At 43.0% G+C, this 20,165-nt stretch carries 17 protein-coding genes; 6 read left to right on the top strand and 11 right to left on the bottom strand.

Annotated elements, in window-relative coordinates; genetic code table 11:
• From L0992_16825 to L0992_16815, 3 genes are all read right to left on the bottom strand, one after another.
• A complete protein-coding gene (locus L0992_16825; protein ID XGB69707.1) occupies positions 1–1,695 on the bottom strand; it encodes an SgrR family transcriptional regulator in 1,695 nt (564 codons plus the stop codon).
• A gap of 164 nt (positions 1,696–1,859) precedes the next feature.
• Complete coding sequence (locus L0992_16820; protein XGB69706.1) at positions 1,860–2,093, bottom strand: DUF3389 domain-containing protein; 234 nt, start codon at positions 2,091–2,093, stop codon at positions 1,860–1,862.
• Positions 2,094–2,182: 89 nt separating this feature from the next.
• Positions 2,183–2,608: a hotdog fold thioesterase gene (locus L0992_16815; GenBank protein XGB69705.1), complete on the bottom strand. Its 426-nt coding sequence runs from the start codon at positions 2,606–2,608 to the stop codon at positions 2,183–2,185.
• A gap of 139 nt (positions 2,609–2,747) precedes the next feature.
• Between L0992_16815 and L0992_16810 the strand changes: the two genes are divergently transcribed.
• On the top strand, positions 2,748–3,536 hold the full coding sequence (locus L0992_16810) for a M48 family metallopeptidase (protein ID XGB69704.1): 789 nt from the start codon (positions 2,748–2,750) through the stop codon (positions 3,534–3,536).
• 129 nt (positions 3,537–3,665) lie between these two features.
• Here the strand turns inward: L0992_16810 and L0992_16805 are convergent, their stop codons facing one another.
• Positions 3,666–4,748 (bottom strand): site-2 protease family protein, encoded by a 1,083-nt coding sequence (locus tag L0992_16805; GenBank protein ID XGB69703.1) that lies wholly within the window; start codon positions 4,746–4,748, stop codon positions 3,666–3,668.
• A gap of 358 nt (positions 4,749–5,106) precedes the next feature.
• Between L0992_16805 and L0992_16800 the strand changes: the two genes are divergently transcribed.
• The 3 genes from L0992_16800 to L0992_16790 all read left to right on the top strand — a co-directional run bounded on the left by L0992_16800 (position 5,107) and on the right by L0992_16790 (position 9,595).
• Complete coding sequence (locus tag L0992_16800) at positions 5,107–6,366, top strand: outer membrane protein transport protein (protein ID XGB69702.1); 1,260 nt, start codon at positions 5,107–5,109, stop codon at positions 6,364–6,366.
• 13 nt (positions 6,367–6,379) lie between these two features.
• Complete coding sequence (locus L0992_16795) at positions 6,380–8,812, top strand: lipase (GenBank protein ID XGB69701.1); 2,433 nt, start codon at positions 6,380–6,382, stop codon at positions 8,810–8,812.
• Positions 8,813–9,037: 225 nt separating this feature from the next.
• Positions 9,038–9,595, top strand: coding sequence for a PhnA domain-containing protein (locus L0992_16790; GenBank protein ID XGB69700.1), 558 nt, complete (start codon positions 9,038–9,040; stop codon positions 9,593–9,595).
• An 82-nt stretch (positions 9,596–9,677) separates the two neighbouring features.
• Here L0992_16790 and L0992_16785 read toward each other — a convergent pair whose 3' ends face one another.
• The 7 genes from L0992_16785 to aspT form a co-directional block, all read right to left on the bottom strand.
• Positions 9,678–10,829, bottom strand: coding sequence for a BamA/TamA family outer membrane protein (locus L0992_16785; GenBank protein XGB69699.1), 1,152 nt, complete (start codon positions 10,827–10,829; stop codon positions 9,678–9,680).
• A gap of 330 nt (positions 10,830–11,159) precedes the next feature.
• Positions 11,160–12,074 (bottom strand): LysR family transcriptional regulator, encoded by a 915-nt coding sequence (locus L0992_16780; GenBank protein XGB69698.1) that lies wholly within the window; start codon positions 12,072–12,074, stop codon positions 11,160–11,162.
• Between the two features lie 158 nt (positions 12,075–12,232).
• Positions 12,233–12,658, bottom strand: a complete 426-nt coding sequence (locus tag L0992_16775; GenBank protein XGB69697.1) for a hypothetical protein — start codon at positions 12,656–12,658, stop codon at positions 12,233–12,235.
• Positions 12,659–12,674: 16 nt separating this feature from the next.
• Positions 12,675–13,847: a patatin-like phospholipase family protein gene (locus L0992_16770; GenBank protein XGB70367.1), complete on the bottom strand. Its 1,173-nt coding sequence runs from the start codon at positions 13,845–13,847 to the stop codon at positions 12,675–12,677.
• A gap of 225 nt (positions 13,848–14,072) precedes the next feature.
• Positions 14,073–14,930 (bottom strand): pyridoxal kinase PdxY, encoded by an 858-nt coding sequence (pdxY, locus tag L0992_16765; protein ID XGB69696.1) that lies wholly within the window; start codon positions 14,928–14,930, stop codon positions 14,073–14,075.
• A 201-nt stretch (positions 14,931–15,131) separates the two neighbouring features.
• Positions 15,132–16,730, bottom strand: coding sequence for a bifunctional aspartate transaminase/aspartate 4-decarboxylase (locus L0992_16760; protein XGB69695.1), 1,599 nt, complete (start codon positions 16,728–16,730; stop codon positions 15,132–15,134).
• A 153-nt stretch (positions 16,731–16,883) separates the two neighbouring features.
• Entirely contained in the window at positions 16,884–18,599 is a 1,716-nt protein-coding gene (gene aspT, locus L0992_16755; protein XGB69694.1) for an aspartate-alanine antiporter, read from the bottom strand.
• Between the two features lie 472 nt (positions 18,600–19,071).
• Here aspT and L0992_16750 point away from each other — a divergent pair, with 472 nt between their 5' ends.
• Both L0992_16750 and L0992_16745 read left to right on the top strand, forming a co-directional pair.
• Positions 19,072–19,284: a DUF1656 domain-containing protein gene (locus L0992_16750; protein XGB69693.1), complete on the top strand. Its 213-nt coding sequence runs from the start codon at positions 19,072–19,074 to the stop codon at positions 19,282–19,284.
• Between the two features lie 10 nt (positions 19,285–19,294).
• Positions 19,295–20,161 (top strand): HlyD family secretion protein, encoded by an 867-nt coding sequence (locus tag L0992_16745; GenBank protein ID XGB69692.1) that lies wholly within the window; start codon positions 19,295–19,297, stop codon positions 20,159–20,161.
• The last annotated feature ends 4 nt before the right edge of the window (positions 20,162–20,165 follow it).

Below are 20,165 nucleotides of genomic sequence, written 5' to 3'. Positions count from 1 at the left end.
TCAATCAACTTCTGGTTTTACCCAAACTTGGCTAAAGTCGAACCATCCGAGTGCATTACACTTAGCGTTTTGCAACGTACCGCATTGGTCTTTGTTTACGCCTAGCCAACAGTGGAACATTGGGATCAATTGGTTGCTTTGGACCAGTTGTTTACCGAGTTGCCTTGCTGGAAATTGTTCAAACTCGCCGGAGCGCCAACGATCAATCATGTGACACCATTGATCAAAGTCTTCTGCTGGGCTCGATTCATCCAGAAAGCTGTAATCCATCAACCATCCGGCCAATGCATCGTCTCTATTGTTAGCAATCCCCATTGGGTTAATCCAAATATCGACATCATCAGCGTGCGGCGGATCGGTTTCGTAACCGAATAGCTCAACATCGACATTGTATTGCTTCAACACTGTGACAATCGCTTTGGCAAGGGTTGGAAACATTGGGTGCTGGCATTGATACGCCAATTTAATACTTGGTTTAACACTTGCTGGTGGACAAACAGGCAGCTTTAACTTGATGTCATACCAACCGGGTTTGATTCCGTAAGCATGGAGAACACCCAAGTCGATAACGGTCTCTTTAGGGATATGTACAAACAAATCAGACGCATTTAACGCATTCGATAGAAACTCAGCCCAAGCTGGATCTTGTGCTATGCCCTTCTTTCTATTCAATAGTAAATACGTACAGCCCGGATCAAGCTCTACTTCATCATCACTATCACCACGGTCTGCCATTATCGGCTTAGAAAGGCTTGGGTAAACCATCGACGAATAAGCTTCGTCAACCACCCAAACTTCAACACGATCGATCAACGGCCTAAAACCAAAGTATCCATTGAAAGCGGTTAACACGAGCTGTTTTTCGTCGTTTTTTTCAATGCGATAAGGGCCAGTACCAATTGGTCGAATATCGTAATCTTCCCCACGTAAAATCATAGGCAGAGTTACTTTTGCGACGGATTCAGTTAATGCTAGTGGGAAGTATTTATCTGGACGCGTTAGAAAGACATCAACCACGCAATTTGCCGGTGAAGATACGTCTTTAATATGCGAGAACATGTTAAGCGGTTCGAGTAAAAGCAGCGTATCCACAACGTGACTCGTTAACAACGGTTCACCATTATGGAAACAGACACCCGGCCTTAAGAAAAATCGCCATTGGTGGTCGTTTATCTTTTGCCATGAATGCGCGAGATCAGGCTGCAGTTGATCATTCTCATCTAAGCGAGTTAACCCACTGAATACCTGACAAGCGATATGTTGCTCAGAACGTCGCATCGATTTGGTTGGATTAAGCATGGAGAGCGGACGGTAGTAAGGTAAACGAATAACTTGTTCACCTTCTTGATACTGCACGCCCAAGTAGTTTTGAATTACTTGAGTAAGTTTTGCAGCATTTTGGTCAAGTACCGATAGGGCTTGCCCGATTTTACCTTCTTCTAAATAGCGACGTGCTAGGTTTTCACTAACATCGCAACGATTCTGCTTAAAGATAAGTTGAGATAACTTACCGCGACCCGCTGCAGGTAACCACTCTACCCAGCCTTCTTCTTCGAGCTTGTTCAGTACCATTCTGGCATTACGACGTGTACAACAGAGCACATCTGTTATGTCATCAAGCTGAACATCAGAATCTTTGCCATCGAAGTATTCAAAAAGGGTTTCAAATTGAACGCGAAGTCTTGGGCTACTCATAAAGAGGAAAACTCATTCAAAGGATATTGAATTCAGTTTCCCTATTTTATGAGTCAAAATCAATCGAACTTAATACTATTTAACGAAGGGATTGCAAATGTGAACAGATTTAGTGCCTCTAACAGAGAGTTAAAAGCCGAAATAAACGCAGTGATAACCGCTAATTACATCACATCGCAGCCGATTTCATTGGCGATATCACGAAGTTGTTGTTCGTTGTCTAATTTAATCGACCATTTGCACTCAGAGCCATTAGCCGAAATTACATTTGCCCCTTTTCCGATCAGCTGAATTGCATCAACTTGAGCTTGTAATGTGACTCTATGTTCACCATCTAAACGAACAACCAATTCATGTGCGGTTGCAATGACTTTTCCACTTTTAAACGTTATGACCATGGATTTCTCTAACTAAAATAAACACTTTGTAAATGAGGTTTAATAAGGTGTGGCTAGGATGATTACTGTGCCTCACCTCGACTAATGAACTAACGTTTGTGCTTCTTCACTGCAATGGTTAAACGGCTTGTGCAAACCAAGCGTTGACGTTCATCAGTGATGTTTATCTGCCATACTTGAGTAGATACCCCAAGGTGAATAGGCTCGGCGGTGCCAATAACGTGCCCTTCACGCATTGAACGAACGTGATTAGCGTTGATGTCTAGCCCTACGCAATAGTAACCATCGGGTACGCAAAAGTTTGCGCCGAGTGAACCAAGAGTTTCTGCTAAAACCACGGATGCACCACCGTGAAGCATGCCCAATGGTTGATGCGTGAAATGACAAACTGGCATGGTTGCCACCAAGGAATTATCGTTAACCTCGGTGTAAACAATGTTGAGGTGCTCAATCAAGGTATTTTTTGAGGTCGCGTTGAAGATGTCTAGGTCAACGGGCTTTTTCCAAATACTCATGTGGGTTCCTTAATTATTGATCTTGTTATCGCGTGCATAGCTTTTTCTATATTACTGGCTGTTAGTTATCTTACAGCCCTTAGTTATTACGCAAGTTGATGTTAACATGCATAAAAACCGAATACACAGAGGATATTGTATGACGTCATGGACGAAGTTTGCCTCGCTTCTCACTCTTGCAGGCCTAACCGCGTGTAGCGCTTCACCGACAGGAAGAAACCAACTGCTGCTGTTTTCAGATCAAGATATGTCTCAGCTTGGGGCACAGTCTTTCGAACAAATGAAGAAAGAGCAACCCATCAGTAAAGATGCAAAAACCAACGCTTATGTTCAGTGCGTAGCGAACAGTATTACTCAACACATTCCTAAGCAAGGCTTTAGTGAATGGGAAGTTGTGGTTTTTGATAGCGACCAAGTGAATGCGTTCGCTCTACCAGGCGGAAAAATCGGCGTCTACACGGGTTTACTCAATGTTGCGGTAAACCAAGACCAACTGGCAACGGTTATCGGACATGAAGTGGCGCACGTTCTTGCTGACCACAGTAACGAACGCCTATCACAATCACAACTCGCCAATACAGGTTTGTCGATCACCAGTGTTGCTCTAGGCTCATCAGAATACAAACAGTATCAAGGCATGACCATGGCCGCATTAGGCTTGGGGGTTCAATATGGTGTGATTCTGCCTTATGGTCGAACTCAAGAATCTGAAGCTGACATTGTTGGCCTAGAGTACATGGCTAAAGCCGGGTTTGATCCAAACCAGAGTGTTGATTTATGGAAGAACATGGCGAAAGCATCAGGCGGCAGTCAACCACCAGAATTGCTTTCGACGCACCCTTCTCACAGTACCCGAATTAAAGATCTACAAACTAAGATCACGACACTGCCTCAATCGAACGTAGCTAAACCAAATTGCAAAGTTTGATTGACGAATGTACAAGTTAGAATCGCAGATATTAAAACGCCCTATCCAAATGGTTAGGGCGTTTTTCATTTTGTTTGTGTTGGGTGACTCTACGCTTTTATGAACAAGTCACTCAGTTATAGATATGCGTTAAGTGCCTAGAATCTGTAACGGTAGGCTCAGTAATTGATCGCCAGTTGAAGCGAAGTACCAGATAACACCAATTAAGCCCGTAACTAAGCCTACATACCAAAGGAACGATACGATTTGGCCGTATCTGTCTAATGGCAGCAAATGGCTGTGATGACGGCCTCTCCATTCGAACAGTATCTCAACACTACCCATGATCAATAAGAAACCAAACAGGGTTAAGTTCAATTGGTAACTTAACACGACACCTGCAATGGCTGCTGCGACACACAGTACAATGCCCAATACGCTGTTCATCGAAAAGCTGATACTTTTCAACACGTGGCCACCATCGAGTGGCAAAATTGGCAGTAAATTGAATAGATTTAACAAAGCGTTAAACACGGCAAGACCAGCGAAGAACATCTCGCCAGTTGCCCAGTACAAGACCGTAAATATCAACGACAGTATCAGACCAAACAGTGGTCCCATGATCGAGATAACCACATCTTGCCATCGAGTATTAATCTTTTCGTCTGAAAGCGCTAATCCGCCAAGGAATGGGATTAAGTAGATCCCTTTTGTCTTCATCCCAAAGTACTTCATCGCTCTGATATGGCCGTACTCATGGAACATAAGACAAGCGATCAGGGCCAGTGCGAACTGAATAGAAAACAGCCATGAATATGCCGCTAAACTGGCAGAAGCAAGTACAACTTTAATCAACTTAGCACTCTTCAGCGCTTTCATTCCGAGCGACACCAAACCAATCAAGCTAAAACGTTTTTCAGGCTTAGGTGCCACAACCGGAGTTTGCTGTTCGATATCTTTGGTGCTGCGATTTCCCTCGGTAATGGTTTGCCCATTAACCGATGCTTTATACGTCATCTCAAAGGGTTGCCATTGAACCGAAGATTCAACGTGACACTGCAACGTTTCTTCACCAGAACGAAGCATAAATGTGTGTGTTCTCACATCGTCGTCTTCTGAAGTCGCATCCAGTTGAGACACTAACGTGTTGTCCCAAAACAACTGTTGCCACCCTGCCATTGATCCTTCTAAACGAAGCGGTTTACCAAGAAACTCTATCGCGAGTAATTCCAAACTAAAAATTCCAATTTAATGACTATCAAAATGAGTCGATATTATGCCGATTTAGCGAATGGCGGTAAACAGAAACAAAGTTGTTACATATTGAGCTATTGAACACTATTTATACCGTAACAATGCATAAACACTCTGGTCACACCTCCAACCACAAATAAATCATTGATTATATTTATATTATTGATGTTAAAGTGCCGCCCCTTTAAAACATAACCTCACAAAATAACAACTCTTTCTTTGACTTTATATAAAACATGAATTTAACATGCCATTTACATTAGAGCTTCAACACCAAAAATGCTCAGTGTGTTTTCAAACCATAATAACGAAATTCGATGCCCTAGGAGGGTCAAGGATGAAAACAATACAACGCTCTCTCGTTTCACTTTCAGTACTATTTGCATGTAACTCACTTGCGGCTGGTTTCCAAGTTGCTGAGCATTCTGCCTCAGGTCTTGGTCGCGCCTTTTCAGGTGAAGGTGCAGTAGCTGATAACGCGAGTGTACTAGCGAGAAACCCCGCCGCAATGACCCTATTTGATACAGCACAGTTTTCAGGCGCGGTTTCTATCGTTGATCCCGAGGTAGATATCACTCAAAACAATGTCCCAGGTTCTGGCGGTCAAAGCCAAGTCTCGAAAGATGTTGCACCTTTGCAAGTGGTTCCGGCTGCTTACTACATCAGCCCAATCAATGACAAATGGGCATGGGGCATTGGTATGTTCTCTAACTATGGAGTTGCTACCGATTACCCAGACGATATTTATGCGGGTGATCTTGCCGGTGATACTTCACTTGTGTCAGTGAACCTGAACCCGAATGTGGCGTATCGAATTAATGACCAATTCAGTGTTGGTGCTGGTGCAAACCTTGTTTACGCAGAGGCCGAACTTAATCGTCACCAGGGTTCTATATCGAACATCACTGGCGATCCTGCTTCTACAAAACTGATTAGCATGACAGGCGAAACCTTTGCATTTGGTTGGAACGTAGGCGCGTTATATGAGCTAAACGAAAACAATCGATTCTCTATCGCATATCGTTCAGAAGTGGACCTAGATTTTGATGATGGCGACTTCAGCGATTACACGGGTAGCATCGTCCAAGGGAGTGCAACGACCACAACCGGTCGTCTAAAAATTACATTACCTTCGATCATTGAGATTTCAGCTTTCCACCAACTCACCGATCAATGGGCTATCCATTACGGCTGGCAACAAACGGGTTGGAGTAGCTTTAAAGAACTCAAAGCGACGAGCTCAGATTGCGCAAGTGGTGAGTGTTTTAAAAAGACCGAAGATTACGACGACAATAACCGTTATTCACTGGGTGCTACTTACCAGTTGAACCAAGCATGGACATTAAGAGCAGGTCTTGCTTATGACGAGCAAGCAGGTGAAGCGACGTTGAGTATTCCTGATAGCGACCGTTTCTGGTACAGCGCAGGTTTAACTTACCAATACAGCCCTAACCTATCTATTGATGCCGGTTTTGCCCTTGTACAAAGCAAAGATGGTGATTTCACAGAAACGAACGAACTTGGCCAAGAGCTTGAGTTCTCTGGTGACGCAGTTGCCTACCTTTCTGCAATTCAAATGAACTACACCTTCAACTAAACGGACTTAAAACATGAAAAAGTTATTTAATGTTTCGCTGCTTGCGTCAGCTATGTTTCTTGCTGGTTGTGGTGATGACACATCTAGCTCGGGTGCTTCAACAACGATTCAATATGAGCAATATATTCAAGATTCACTTGCACAAGCAACGAGCATCAAGTTTCAACTAACCGGTGCTGATATTGCAGTTCCTCTTACTAGCTTCGCATTAATGGATGCTACCGATGGGACACTTGGTTTACCGACTGGCGGTGACGAGTCATTAACCAACCCTATTGCCGCAATGAATACAATGGATGGCTGGTCAACTTCAATGCCAATCATCATGGATTTTGAAGGTGCTGGATTAGCGGATGGTGCTGCGACTGGTGGCGTTTATCTTTTAAAACTTAGTGGTTCACTTACATCTGAGACCACGCCAAGTGTTACAAAGGTATTGACTCTAGGTAATGATTTTGAGGTCGAATCTAGTTCTGCAACCGACACGTTCACGATCGAATTTAAAGATTCACTTGATGCATCCAGTGAATACGTGTTGGCACTGTCAAATGAACTTACGGATGTGAATGGTGACCCTGTTGGTATGTCAGCAAGTTACGCAGCACTTAAATCGAGTGCAGTGATTTATACCGAAGGTAGCCTTGTGCAAGCTCAACAAGTCACTCAAGGGGTTGAGAAGATCTTCGCTGGCGCGACAGCAGCAGGTGCAATTAACCTAGATACAGAGAACATCATTTATTCAACTTGGTTTACCACTGAGTCTGTAGGAGACACGCTATTTGCTACTAAAGGTGCTACGGCAACAGGATTGGCAGCGACAAACCTAAATGGTGTCTGGAAAGGCAGCGCAAACCCTAACTCTGTCGATCTTACGGCAGCTTACACAATGCAATTCGGTTCTACAGAACTGTTCACTACAGCATTAGCAAACGATACAGACTTTGATAAATATGTTGCGGGTGGCGACGCGACAACTATCGCTACTCTAAAGGGGGCGATTAACGGGCTATACGGTGGTACTGACAACGTTGATGTTACTCAGGGTTTTGTTCAGTTACCTTATTACCTAGAAACCAATACTAGCGAATGGAATTCTCAGCCATTTGAATCAGGTATGCCTAGTTTAGCTAAAGTATCAAACGCTTTAAGCGATGCTAGCGAGCAAGCTAATATGGCTGCTCAATTAGTTGCTGCAGGTATCGACACTAGTGTATTAGCGACTGACCAAACAGAACAGCTTAAACTGGTTGGCCTAAACCTTACTCTAGCAGATGGCTCACCGCTTGATAGCGAAAGGGTTATTACGAAATACTCTCCAGTTCCTCAGGTAAAATCATTAGAATCTGTCGAATTCTTGTTATTTACACCTAATGGTGCAGATCCTACTGATGTGGTTATTTACCAACACGGTATAACCTCTGCTAAAGAAAATGCTTATGCGTTCGCTTACAACTTAGCGAGAGCTGGCGTTGCTATTATCGCAATTGACTTACCAATACATGGTACGCGCAGTCTAGATGATACCCGTTCAGCAAACGCAGATGTGTTAGCTTATTTGAATCTCGCTAACCTGCCTGTAGCTCGCGACAACGTTCGTCAAAGTGCGTTAGACGTCATGGGCTTAAGAGCATCGTTAACCGCTTCTTTGCAAGCAGGTTTACTTGCTAGTTCACCTTTGAAGGGATTTAACATCGCGACAGGCTCACAAGTTAAGTTTCTAGGTCATTCGTTAGGTGGAATTGTTGGAACAACTGCAGTTGCATCCTCTAACCGTACGTTAGGTAGCGCAACTGCGGATGCTCTCTATTCATTCAGTGCTGCCGCTATCGAAAACTCTGGCGGTCAAATATCTAACCTTCTACTAGGTTCAACTAACTTTGGCCCACAAGTTAAGCATAACGTAGCTTTGGGTGCTTCCACCGAATACGCAAGTTTCACCAGCGCAAACTGTACAGGTTTAACAGATCAAGCCTGTTATAAAACGTTTTATGATCAAGCGACTGCGGTACAAAAAGCAGCAATGACCGCAGCATTTCAAAAGTTTGCATATGCGGCACAAACCGTGTTAGATACTATTGACCCTTACACAAACGCTGATTACTTGCTAGAAGATCCTACTCAGATGCCAATTTACATGGGGCAAGTGCAAGGTGACGAAACGGTGCCAAACACCGTTGCGGATGCCCCGTTTGCAGGAACTACACCACTTGCTACAAAACTTGGCTTAACCGTTATAGATGCAAGCAACACAACGCCAAACGGGACCAACGACTTTGTTAAGTTTGGCAAAGAGGCTGACCATAGTACATTTGTTGCTCCGCAAGATGACACTACGCCTCTACCATTAGATTTAAACCATCACGTTAGCATGCAGACACAAGCTGTCGACTTCTTAATAGATAACGCTTTAACTGCAGCGTCTATTACCGATTCTGTATTGGAATAGTAACGAACTCTAAATGAAACCAAATGCCAGCCTAACCGCTGGCATTTTTTGTCTCTGTCGTTCGAACAAGTCCCCTAGTTAACCGTTTACATAAAACTTTAAAACACAAATGGTTGATCTCAGCTAAAATTAATCAAGACAGAATACCGTACGACCTCTTTCTTTATTGTAAATAAAGTGGATAATAGCCACGTAAATTTAATACCTAATAAATGTGAGTCCATTATGTCTTCTGAAGCTACTATGCTAGAACGCTGCCAATCTAAATGTGAACTATGTGGTTCTGATTCTTCTCTTACTGCATACGCAGTGCCGCCACACAGCCACGTAACAGTGGATCACGGCATCATGGTATGTGACAAATGTCTTGGTGAGATTGACGATCCTAAAGATATCAACCACTGGCGTTGTCTAACTGACAGCATGTGGAGTCAAGAAGCGCCAGTTCAAGTAACTGCATGGCGTCAACTTACTCGTCTGAACACAGAAAGCTGGGCTCAAGACGCGCTAGACATGATGTACCTTGAAGAAGAAACGTCAGTTTGGGCACAAATCGGTATGTCTGCTGATGACAAGCCTCTTGACGTGAACGGCGTTGAACTTAAGAAAGGTGACGACGTAACAGTAATCAAAGACCTGCCAATCAAAGGTACTAACCAAGTGATTAAGCAAGGTACTGTTATCCGTGGCATCAGCGTTGGTGACGATCCTAAGCTTGTTTCTGGTAAAACAAACGGCGGTCAATCAATGTACGTAATCGCTGAGTTCTGCCGTAAGAAGTAATCTTGCTACAAGAAAGTGATAGAAAACGAAAAGGCGCTGATTAGCGCCTTTTTCTTGGGAAAAATTCAAGTTTTGGGTTGTTCTAAAAGCCACTACCGATATTAAAGTAGATAGCGCGTTCTTCATGGCTTTGCGCGTAGTCCATTCCAAGGTGTAAACCGTAACGTCTTGCGATTTGGTATCGGAACCCCACACCTCCTGCATCCACGGTATTATCGTGACTTATACTACTATCTTGTTTTGCAGTTCCTGAACCGTAGAATCCAGAAACCTTCCAACGATGGTTAATGCTATACGTCAATTGACCTTGGATTGTTTCAATCTCATCACCTTGATAACGGTAAGACGACACACCACGCAAAGAAACATACGGTTTTGCAGTGGGCGATACAAACAGATCTTGCTGTTCGAAATTTTGATAGTTTGCGGCCAAGCCTAATGTCCATTTATTGGTAATTGGGATATAAGCTTCTCCATCAATATTCAAGTTACGGTAATTGTAATCACTACCGATAGCATCATCGTAAATCATGTAATCCGCAGACAACTTATAGCCTTTGGTTGGATAAAATAAGTTATCTCGCGTGTCATATTCAGCTTCTAGCCCTAAGCCTGAAGTGACCGATTCATTGCCCAAGATTTTATCTAAAAGAGTATTCTCAAATTCAATCTCAGACTTTGCTAATAATTGTTTTATACCCAACATCCAAGGTGTATTGCCGATTCTAAACTGTACCTTTTGAGACAGTACCGCAACGGAGGTCGATGTGCCTATTCTTATGTCTTGGTCAATCGGCGCCCAATCGATAGATGTGTACAAATCCAAATTCGCAACACCAAAGCCACCACCACCGATATAACGGATAGAGTCATTCATCCATGAACGTCTGTGACCACCAAAAACAAACCAAGTCTCGTTTTCTGTACCTACTGCGCCAACCACTGACATGGCAGAAGGAACAAGCTGCGCACCACCATCAATAGCAGATAGCGCTGCCTGCTTTCGTTGTCGCTTTTCTTCATCTGTCTCGTGTAAAAACAAGCCAGCTACACCGCCACCGTAACCCACCGCAGGTTCGGTAATCAAAATCGGAATAGGCAAAAAGCCATGGGCATTTTCTGCAAGGTGATGCCCCATATCAAATTGACCATCAACAGGATCATAAAACGATGCTAAAGAACAAGTTGTAAATAGAGAGCAGGAAAGAAGAACAAATCCGCCGCAGCGAGTCATAAGATTGGCCTCATAAAAAAGGCCGGGTAATGAAACCCGGCCGAAAGTCTGCGTCCTTGCAGTAAACATAGAAATTAAACACTTATTGCCAATAAAGGGGGTCCTTAATCAACAGGACTAGAATAGGTCAAACAGTGGTTTTGCCCTACTCTCATATAGAGGGTCAAACCCATCAAAATATGACCTTTCCTAACGAGGTGAGGCTCAGAACGCAGATACAAAAAAAGGCTCTAAGTGAGCCTTTTGGGGAAATAACTGTGTAAGTGACGGTTAAGAATTAATACATATAAACCTTTCAAATATAAAGAAACTATTGAAATAAATAAAAAGTTACGGCCGGTAACTACTGATTAATCGCTCTCGGTATTTTGAAATCACTGAAGTCAAAGAGCTCTTGATATCACTGACCTGTTTCGAATGAGGGCACCACAGGGCGAAACCAAATTTGAATCCTTCAAACAACTCTGCTGCTTGAATAGGTTCAATTTCGTATTGAGAAGACTCTGGATCAGAGAAAAATGATTTAGGTAAAAGTGCCCAACCCAAGCCTTCTTCCACCATTTTGATCACCAACGCAAGTTGATCGATCTCTTCGTGGTCTGAACTTACAACGATTTTTTCCGACATTCCTTCTTCAATCAGGGATCTCAGTACAAACTGTTTCGAGTTTCTTAAAGCAACCAGTACGTCTTCTTTGTCTAAATTGGTAAATTCACCGCCTTTTTGTACGAACGGATAGAATTCAATATGACCTAAAAAAGTGGCGTCTAAACTGTGCATTGCACGACTATCGTGAACATTAACCAAACCGAAGTGATACTCACCATCCTGTATCCCTTGTTTAATCGCTTTCTTATTACGAACGAGAAAGTTAACTCGCATCATTGGGAAATCACGTTTGAGTTGCTTTCGAATATCGACAAGGACACGTTGAGGAATCACGCTCGAATAAGCGATTGTGATGTTTTCTAATCCCCCATAAGAGAGGCTCAACGCAACCTTGTCAAATGTACGTGCTTGCTCAATGGTTTGCTTGGCATAGTGATAAAGAAGATGCCCGTCTTCTGTGGGTTCTACCGAGCGACCGACTCTTTCAAAAAGGTTTACTGCGAGTTGGTCTTCAAGGTTTGTAATCACCTGTCCGATTGTCGTTCTGTGCTTGTTGAGCTTAACGGCAGCTTTACTGAAAGAGAGCTGGTCATAAACGGTAACGAACGCGAGAAGTTGTTCAATGCTGAAATTCATTTTGTTGTGCTTACTTTTAGTCGTTATGTATTTAAATTATCACAGGTTGACGAAATATCTACTCTGTCAGAATAATAATAGTGAAATGAATTCGTCTGTTTGAAACAAAAAAACCTACTTAAGTCAGTAGGTTCTATCATTAATGTGTAACGAATAACTTAAATGTATTCGATAACTCGAGCTAGGTAGTTAAAGTCGCCTGAATCACCGTGGTAATTACGGTAAACATCGACACTGAAATATCTAGGTTGATCTGCTTGAATGTGTTCAGCAATACGCTGCTCGATCGACTCTAGAGTTTCACCCGTTTGCGAGTAAATGTATTTCTTGGTGCTCTTTTGAAGCTGACGTTGCTTGGCTTCTTTATGTGTGACGTAATTGTTCACCTCAACCCACTTTCCAATATAATCAATCGCCACGTAGTCTGAATTCTCTTCAACCATGATCAACGCCGATTCTTGCTGAACGTCGGCCAGTTGTAGCATGTCGTTATCGACTTTTTGCTGGTCCATTGAGGTTGCGTTTTGTGCCATTGAAGCGCTAGACGTTGCTAAGATAAGTAGCGTTAATGCTGTTCTTTTCATTTTTTAATATCCCTAATCAAGGTAATTCGGTTACCCAAGGTTTGCCTTGAGTTGCTTTGTGATAACCGTATTCATATATGGTTAATAGGTAATGTTCATCAAACATGTCTTTGGTTCGTTTGGCGTAACCAAAGTCGTGCTCGATGTAAGTAAATTGCATATCAATGTTGTTGATTTCACTGATGTATTTCATTCGATATAAGTCACCACGCGTTTGTGCAAGCGTCAGGCTTGAGACGCTATTTGCTACCAAATCGAGCCCCTTATCTCTCAGCGAGTGATACGGTGCTTTTAGCGCGCCATTTCGAATAACATCAAGCTGTGGTGGTGTTTCTAACCCAAGTGCATCTGAGATCTGTTGATAGTCGAAGTTAGATGGATTGAAGAACACTTGAGTCGCTAAACCGCCATCGACGTGCAGTTCTTCAAAGATTTCACCTTCATGCTCTACATCGATGAACTGCGGTGGGAATACACCAGGAATAGACGCGCTTGCGGCCAACACCTTATATATGAGTTCAGACTTATCTAGCATGTCGCTATTTGCTATTGCACCCACATTCCAAATGACAAGCTCACCAGAATCAAAATGAGTGCTACCAATAAACAGACGCTTACCGCTACGATGTTGTGCTGCGATTTGCTCAATCATCGGTTCTGGGAAAGCTTCAGCAATAAACTGATACAAGTTTTCGCCATCGGTAAACGCATCTTTAAAGACGGTGTTCAAAAAATTCTTTTTACCGAGTACGGATTTATCATTTATGTTCAACATCACGTCCTTCATCTTCGAAAACGCATCTCCTCCGATGAACACAAACGGTGCTATTAAAGCGCCTGCGCTGATCCCCGTTACTATCGAGTAATCTTTCAGCTGGCCTGATTCTTCAAGCCCTATCAAGATACCGGCACCAAAAGCTCCGTTGGCACCACCTCCTGACAAAGCCAAAATGTTCAATTGGTCACCTGACACGGTAATCGGCGTGGTTTGATCTGCTGGAGAGTATAAGAAGTCTGGCGACTCACTCGCCCAAATACGCAATGGCTCGGCGACTGATGATGCTTCTTCTACAGTGACTTCTTTGTAATTGTCTTTGTTTACGCGTACGTCTAGCGTGTGAGGTGAACTACAAGCCACTACCAAGAGTGACAAAGCAACGGTAAGACCCGAAGAGATTAGACGGTTCATATTTAGGCTCATTTAATGTTCTCTAAAGTGATTCAGAGACTCTGTTTAATAAATTAGAAAACTAAAAAACAGAGAGGTTAATAAATAGGGATAAAGTGAAGTCCATCTCTTTGTGGTCGTAATATAGACAGTATCCGGCTGAACTCGTAATCTCATTTGTAGGACGCTATCCATCGAATAGTCGCGCCCCTTAGCTGACCTTAACCACTGTTAGAGTTAATCGCTCTAGCCTATTTTGACCACGTTGAAATCGTGGGTAGGCTCTACAAATTCATACTGAGCATTAATGGTTTGCAACTCCCAAGTGCCATAGCTCTTAGTCAGCTCTAACACACCATAAACCGCGTTGTTTGCATGGCGGAATGCAGCCACTGGAGACATTCTCTTCATTAATCCCGCTGTAAATAAGCCTGAGATAAGGTCGCCAACACCAACTGGCTGTTTATCAAATTCGATATTCGGCCGTTGAGCTAAATAGCATGCCTTTTTCGTTGCGAGGATCATGCTGAACGCCTCATCGGGTAACGAATGCAGATGTTTCACGAGCACCATCTTTGGCCCAAGTTCCAGAGCTTTTTTACAGGCTGTAACCGCATCATAAAGCGAGTGAATTTTGGTTTCGGTCAATTCGCTCAGCTCAAATTGGTTTGGCACGATGACATCGGCTGTAGGCAGCAAATGTTTGGCGATAGCCGCTTTCACGCCATCATCAACAATACAACCTTTATCTGGGTAGCCCATTACAGGGTCACAAATGTAGAGTGCACTGTGGTTCTTTTCTTTTATGAGGTTAACCGCCTCGGCAACCGCTTTGCATTGGTCAGCACTTCCTTGATAACCCGAAAGGATTGCGCCACAGTCTTTCAATGCACTGATGTTGTCTAAGCCTCGAATTAAGCTTCGAATATCATCTGAACTAAATGTCTTTCCAGTCCAACCTTGCTCATATTGAGTGTGATTCGAGAACTGAACAGTATGAATTGGCCATACATCGAGTCCCATTCTTTGGATTGGAAAAACCACAGAGCTGTTGCCTGCATGCCCATAAACCACGTGAGATTGAATAGAAATAATACTTTTCATACGTCGCTCTTCTGATTTTGTCGGAATGAATTTCGCTTGGAGTTAGCGACTAAATAAACACAACGATTGCATCCAATAGATAGCTACTTGAACACTGTGCTTATTTGGTCGGAATAGCCTCGACATCGCCGAGGCTTATTCTTAGTGATTTGAACATCGTTGGCTTAAAATCATGAATTCGATTCTAAGCGTGATTAGAATTTATGCGCCTTGGAACTCAGCGAAGTGCTCGTCCAACACCTTGCGAGTTGCGCGGCCAATCAGTTCGTACTCATGGTGAGTCAGGTTAGCTAGCGATACACGTACAGAAGCGTGCACTACATCGAAGCCTTTGCCTGGAAGCAAGATAACGCCAGTTTCATGTGCAAGTCGGAACAAGAAGTCTTTGCCCTTCTCGTTCGCTTTGAACCATTCAACGAAAGCTGATCCGTACAATTTGCCACCCAAAGTGTCGAGCTCAAGCAGTGTGTAGTAGTCCACACGATCTTTGTTTTCTTCAATTTCGACACCCATGTTTTTGTACAACGTTTTGTAGCGTTCGCGAATAATGCGTTTGCACGCTTCTTTGTAGTTTTGCTCTGAATCCATTAGGCAGTTCAATGAGAAAAGAGCCATTTGAACTTGTTGTGGTAGTGAAAGACCTGCTGTGTGGTTTAGTGCAACACTGCGGCTGTCTGCAACAATACGGTCGATGAATTTAATACCGCGTGGTTCTGGGTCTAGCGTTTTGTATCGATCATCCAGTTCCAGTTGACGAGATTCTGATAGGCTGCGCATTGCATCATCGAACACGTTGTTGTGCTGAATCGCAATTGAACCAAGGCGCCAGCCTGTCGCACCGAAGTACTTAGAGAATGAGTAAACACAAAGCGTGTTGTATGGAAGTTTGGCAAACAGAGAAACGAAATCGTCTGCGAATGTGCCGTACACATCATCGGTGATAATAAACAGATCACTACGTTGTGTGTTGACGAAGTCTGATAGGTTATTCAGAGTCTCATCAGAGAACTTCACTGATGCAGGGTTTGCTGGGTTTACCACACACAGCAGTTTAATGTCTTTATCTTCAAGTTTTTCGATTTCAGACATAGGTAACTGCCATGTTGTCTCATCTAAACGAAGCTCTACAATCTCAAGTTCGTATTCTGAAAGCTCAGGGATTTCTAAGTAAGGTGTGAAGATTGGTGTGATCAACGCAACCTTATCGCCTTTCTTTAGTAGACCGTTGTGAAACATGGTTTGGAACGTGTACGTCATTGATGCCGTACCACCTTCCGTTGCAAACAGATCGAAATCTGTCGTCATTGGCATTGGGCCGTACATCTCTTCTGCAATGTATTGTTTTACAACGCTTTCGATATTGGTCAGCATGCGTGGCGGTACCGGGTAGTTACACGCTAAGTACGCATTCACAAGCTCATTTAAGAACACTTGCTTCTCGATACCTAGGCGATCTTTCGCGTAACTCAGAGCTTTTTCAATGAACCGAACACCTGGCTTCTGTTGATTGCTGTTTGCGTAAGAATCAAAACGCTCAACAATACCCACACCGTCCGGAATACCACCAAAGCTACCATCTAGATATGAGTATGTACGCTCCGCTTCCATTACTGCGAATTCACCTAAACGAATAAATGCTTTACGTGGCAGTGTTGCTAGGAAGTTTGGGTTACCACGACCTGCATCTAATAAAGCACGATCCGGCACTGTCTGCGCGACTTCAATTAATTTGTCTTTTAATTCAAACGGGCTTAAATCAGCGAATTTTGAAAAGTCGATAGTAGTATTTTGTGTAGTCATGATATTTACCTAATAATTTATTCTTAAACACTTCTAATTAAATAATGTGTTTTACTTCAATGTGATTATTCAGGCCTACCCTATTTTCTGATTGGGTAGGTCTGTTAATAAGTTGATAATTGTTTTAAATCTTTAATGAGCTCGCAGTTTTAATTACATACCCGCATTAACGGTAATAATGCCGACGATAATTGGTCCCCATAGAGTCAGTAACACGTTGGCTACAGCGTAAGTCACAGTGAAAGAGAATACTGGCGTTGCATTACCTGTTTTTTCCATCAATGCAGCGAATGCTGGGTTTGCACTTCGACCACCAGTCACACAACCTAACGCTTCTACTGGGTTCTTGATCTTCAATACAAAGTACGAGAAGAAGAATGAAATAATCTGTGGAATGATGGTGACCGCCATACCCAAGAACAGAAGCGACATACCATGTTCTTTTATGGTATCAACCGCTTGAGGACCTGCTTGTAGGCCAACAATGCCGACAAACGCCGCTAGACCAAAGTCACGAATGAAGTTTGCTGCACCCGCTGGGAATTGAGCCACATGTGGGTTTCGGCTACGTAACCAACCAACAAGTAAACCAGAGATCAAACAACCTGCACCAGAGCCAATCGTTACAGGAATACCTGCAATCTTGAAACTGATTAAGCCGATAAGAAGGCCCAACACCATACCGAAACCCAGTACGATGAAGTCAGTCATAGTCGCAGAACCCATACGCTTACCGATGTATTTTTCAACTCGGTTGATGTCTTGTGCGGTACCCGTTAACTGGATAACATCGTTCTTCTCAACAATAAGGTCTTCGGTAATAGCCACTGAAGTACCAGCACGCATGTACTCTGTAACATACACACCACGGAACGAACGTTGATTTGAGCTATCTTTGATCTCTCTTAGCGAACGACCAATCAGCTTGCGATTATCAGCGATAAGTTGACGGTTTTCTTCAATAACTTCATAGCTTTCCGGTAATGCGACTTCATTACTTTGCGCCTTGCTCTGAAGTTCATGAACCGCGTTTCTACGGCCAGTAACCACAACAAGGTCGCCCGTTTTAAGCGCTGTGAACTTGTCTGCACTCAGCTCTTTTCCATCGCGTTCAATAAGTTCGATACACGCAGCTAATGATGACTGATTCAATTGCGCGAGTGTTTTACCAACAAGCTGGTCGTCGTTAGTCACTTTGAAAGCACGCGTAACTAAAGCCGTGACTGCGTTAAATTCGCCGTCCGCTAAATCACGTTTACCGTTAGAGTTTTTCTCTTCTAGTGCGATAGCTTCAGATCGGATATCCCACTTCATCAACGTTGGGAATACCCAAGTCACCATCAAGATTGGACCTAATGAACCAAAGATGTATGTTACCGCGTAACCAACCGCTACGTTTGTTTGCATCAGGTGTTTGGCTTCTTCAGATACGCCGCCTAAACGTGCAATCGCATCACCTGCAGTACCAATGATCGCAGATTGAGTTAAGCCGCCCGCCGCTAGGCCTGCAGCTGTGCCTCTATCTAGGTCAAATAACCACGCAGCGGCAAGTACACACAATAAGCCTGAAACCGTCATCACAACCGCGGAGAGCAGAATGTTAATGGTTCTAAAGTTAAGGGCTTTAAAGAATTGAGCACCACCTTGATAGCCCACAGCATAAATAAAGAGCGCAAAGAAAATGCTTTTTACGCCGGGATCAATCTGAACACCAAATTGCCCAATAATTACACCCATTAATAATGTTCCGGCTACCCCGCCTAAAACAAATCGGCCGATAGTAATTTTACCAACCATATAACCTAATGAGAGTGTAATAAATAGTGCGACAAATGGTGCCATGTCAAATAGATTAGAAATAATGTCCATGACAAATTTACTCTTGTTACTAAATAAAAGGAGTAAATAATCTAACGAATAAATTGATAATGATATTTGTTGGATTATTCAAAATAAATAAAGCATCTCGTTGCTTCGAACCGAATATTAAGAACAAAAGGTTTTAATATGTAATCCCATTTGATGGATCAAATCATCACTTCGACTGTTTGGAGAGTTATTGAAGTGTAATTTACCTCTTAAATTATTGTTTTGACTAGATTTAGCTAAAACCAATAAAAATAGATAATTTTCGAAATCAATTTCAATTAAGTGTTTTCACATCCAGAACAACAACCTACCTACACTTGTTTTACTGGCTTTCGGCACTAAACAAAGATGCAGTTGGCATAGTCACCGAATAAAGTCGGATTTTTGATGGATCCAATCCTCTATAAGCGATTATCACAATAAATCGAACTCCGTTATCGTTGCATTCATCAAACAAATAGAGAACAGAACCATGAACACAATGCCACATGAACTTGTGTGGGGTGAAGTCTACTTCCCACCGCTGTTATTGGTTATCGCACTGGCTTACATACTGACAATGCTAACAGGGTCAATCGCTACAAGGTTTGGCCTTCATAAGTACGTCGCCTTTCCTGCAATAGCAGAACTGAGCTTGATCGTGATTTTTACTGGCGCTATCGGCCATTTTATTACAATTTTTTGAGGCACTTACTGTGATCAAACGTTATCTCATCACACTTTTATTATTGGCTGCTGCGGGATCTGTGGTTTATAGCTATTACCAATCATACTCAAGTAACCCATGGACCAGAGACGGGCAAGTTAGCGCTTATATTGTCTCGATTACACCTCGAGTCACGGGTCAAGTGATTGAAGTGCATGTCGAAGACAACTCGAAAGTAAAAAAAGGCGATCTTCTTTTTGAAATCGATCCGAGTATTTACAAAGCGACCTACAGAAAAGCACTTGCGACTCAAAAACAAGCGTTTGCCCTACTCGCCAAAGCCAAAAATGAAGAACAACGTGCGTTGAATTTAGAGAAAAGAACGCCCGGTGCTGTGCCCGTTCTTACTCTAAACAACTTAAACAACGCAGTAGAAACTAGCACCGCGAATGTGGAACTGGCAAAAGCTAACGTAGAAGAAGCACATCTAAACCTTGAGTACACCAAGGTATACGCGCCTACTAACGGCTACATCACTAATCTGAGCCTACGCGTGGGCTCTCAAGTTGTCGCGAATTCACCTGTGGTTGCGTTAATTGATGAAGATAGCTTTTGGATTGAAGGCTATTTCAAAGAGACAGATTTAGTCGGCGTCGACGCTCAGGACACGGCCTATGTGACCTTAATGATGCATAACAATGTTCAACTAGAAGGACATATCAAAAGTATTGGCTTTGGTATTGCCAAACAAGATGGCAGCACAGGTAATGATTTATTGCCAAACGTGAATCCAAACTTTCAGTGGATCCGTCTAGCTCAACGCATCCCTATCAAAGTGAAGTTAGACAAAATACCAGAAGACGTACAACTGCGTGTTGGTATGACTGCCTCGATTAAAATAATCAAAAATAGCTAGGTGA

The sequence above is a fragment of the Vibrio pomeroyi genome, assembly GCA_041879425.1.
Lineage (GTDB): Bacteria > Pseudomonadota > Gammaproteobacteria > Enterobacterales > Vibrionaceae > Vibrio > Vibrio pomeroyi_A.
Note: the sequence above shows the minus strand (reverse complement) of the source record. Positions and strands in the feature narration are given on the sequence as shown.

Bases quoted from the DNA above. Each gene is read 5' to 3' on its own strand.
- L0992_16825 (XGB69707.1), bottom strand. From the start codon at position 1,695: ATGAGTAGCCCAAGACTTCGCGTTCAATTTGAAACCCTTTTTGAATAC.
- L0992_16820 (XGB69706.1), bottom strand. From the start codon at position 2,093: ATGGTCATAACGTTTAAAAGTGGAAAAGTCATTGCAACCGCACATGAA.
- L0992_16815 (XGB69705.1), bottom strand. From the start codon at position 2,608: ATGAGTATTTGGAAAAAGCCCGTTGACCTAGACATCTTCAACGCGACC.
- L0992_16810 (XGB69704.1), top strand. From the start codon at position 2,748: ATGACGTCATGGACGAAGTTTGCCTCGCTTCTCACTCTTGCAGGCCTA.
- L0992_16800 (XGB69702.1), top strand. From the start codon at position 5,107: ATGAAAACAATACAACGCTCTCTCGTTTCACTTTCAGTACTATTTGCA.
- L0992_16795 (XGB69701.1), top strand. From the start codon at position 6,380: ATGAAAAAGTTATTTAATGTTTCGCTGCTTGCGTCAGCTATGTTTCTT.
- L0992_16790 (XGB69700.1), top strand. From the start codon at position 9,038: ATGTCTTCTGAAGCTACTATGCTAGAACGCTGCCAATCTAAATGTGAA.
- L0992_16785 (XGB69699.1), bottom strand. From the start codon at position 10,829: ATGACTCGCTGCGGCGGATTTGTTCTTCTTTCCTGCTCTCTATTTACA.
- L0992_16780 (XGB69698.1), bottom strand. From the start codon at position 12,074: ATGAATTTCAGCATTGAACAACTTCTCGCGTTCGTTACCGTTTATGAC.
- L0992_16775 (XGB69697.1), bottom strand. From the start codon at position 12,658: ATGAAAAGAACAGCATTAACGCTACTTATCTTAGCAACGTCTAGCGCT.
- L0992_16770 (XGB70367.1), bottom strand. From the start codon at position 13,847: ATGAACCGTCTAATCTCTTCGGGTCTTACCGTTGCTTTGTCACTCTTG.
- pdxY (XGB69696.1), bottom strand. From the start codon at position 14,930: ATGAAAAGTATTATTTCTATTCAATCTCACGTGGTTTATGGGCATGCA.
- L0992_16760 (XGB69695.1), bottom strand. From the start codon at position 16,730: ATGACTACACAAAATACTACTATCGACTTTTCAAAATTCGCTGATTTA.
- aspT (XGB69694.1), bottom strand. From the start codon at position 18,599: ATGGACATTATTTCTAATCTATTTGACATGGCACCATTTGTCGCACTA.
- L0992_16750 (XGB69693.1), top strand. From the start codon at position 19,072: ATGAACACAATGCCACATGAACTTGTGTGGGGTGAAGTCTACTTCCCA.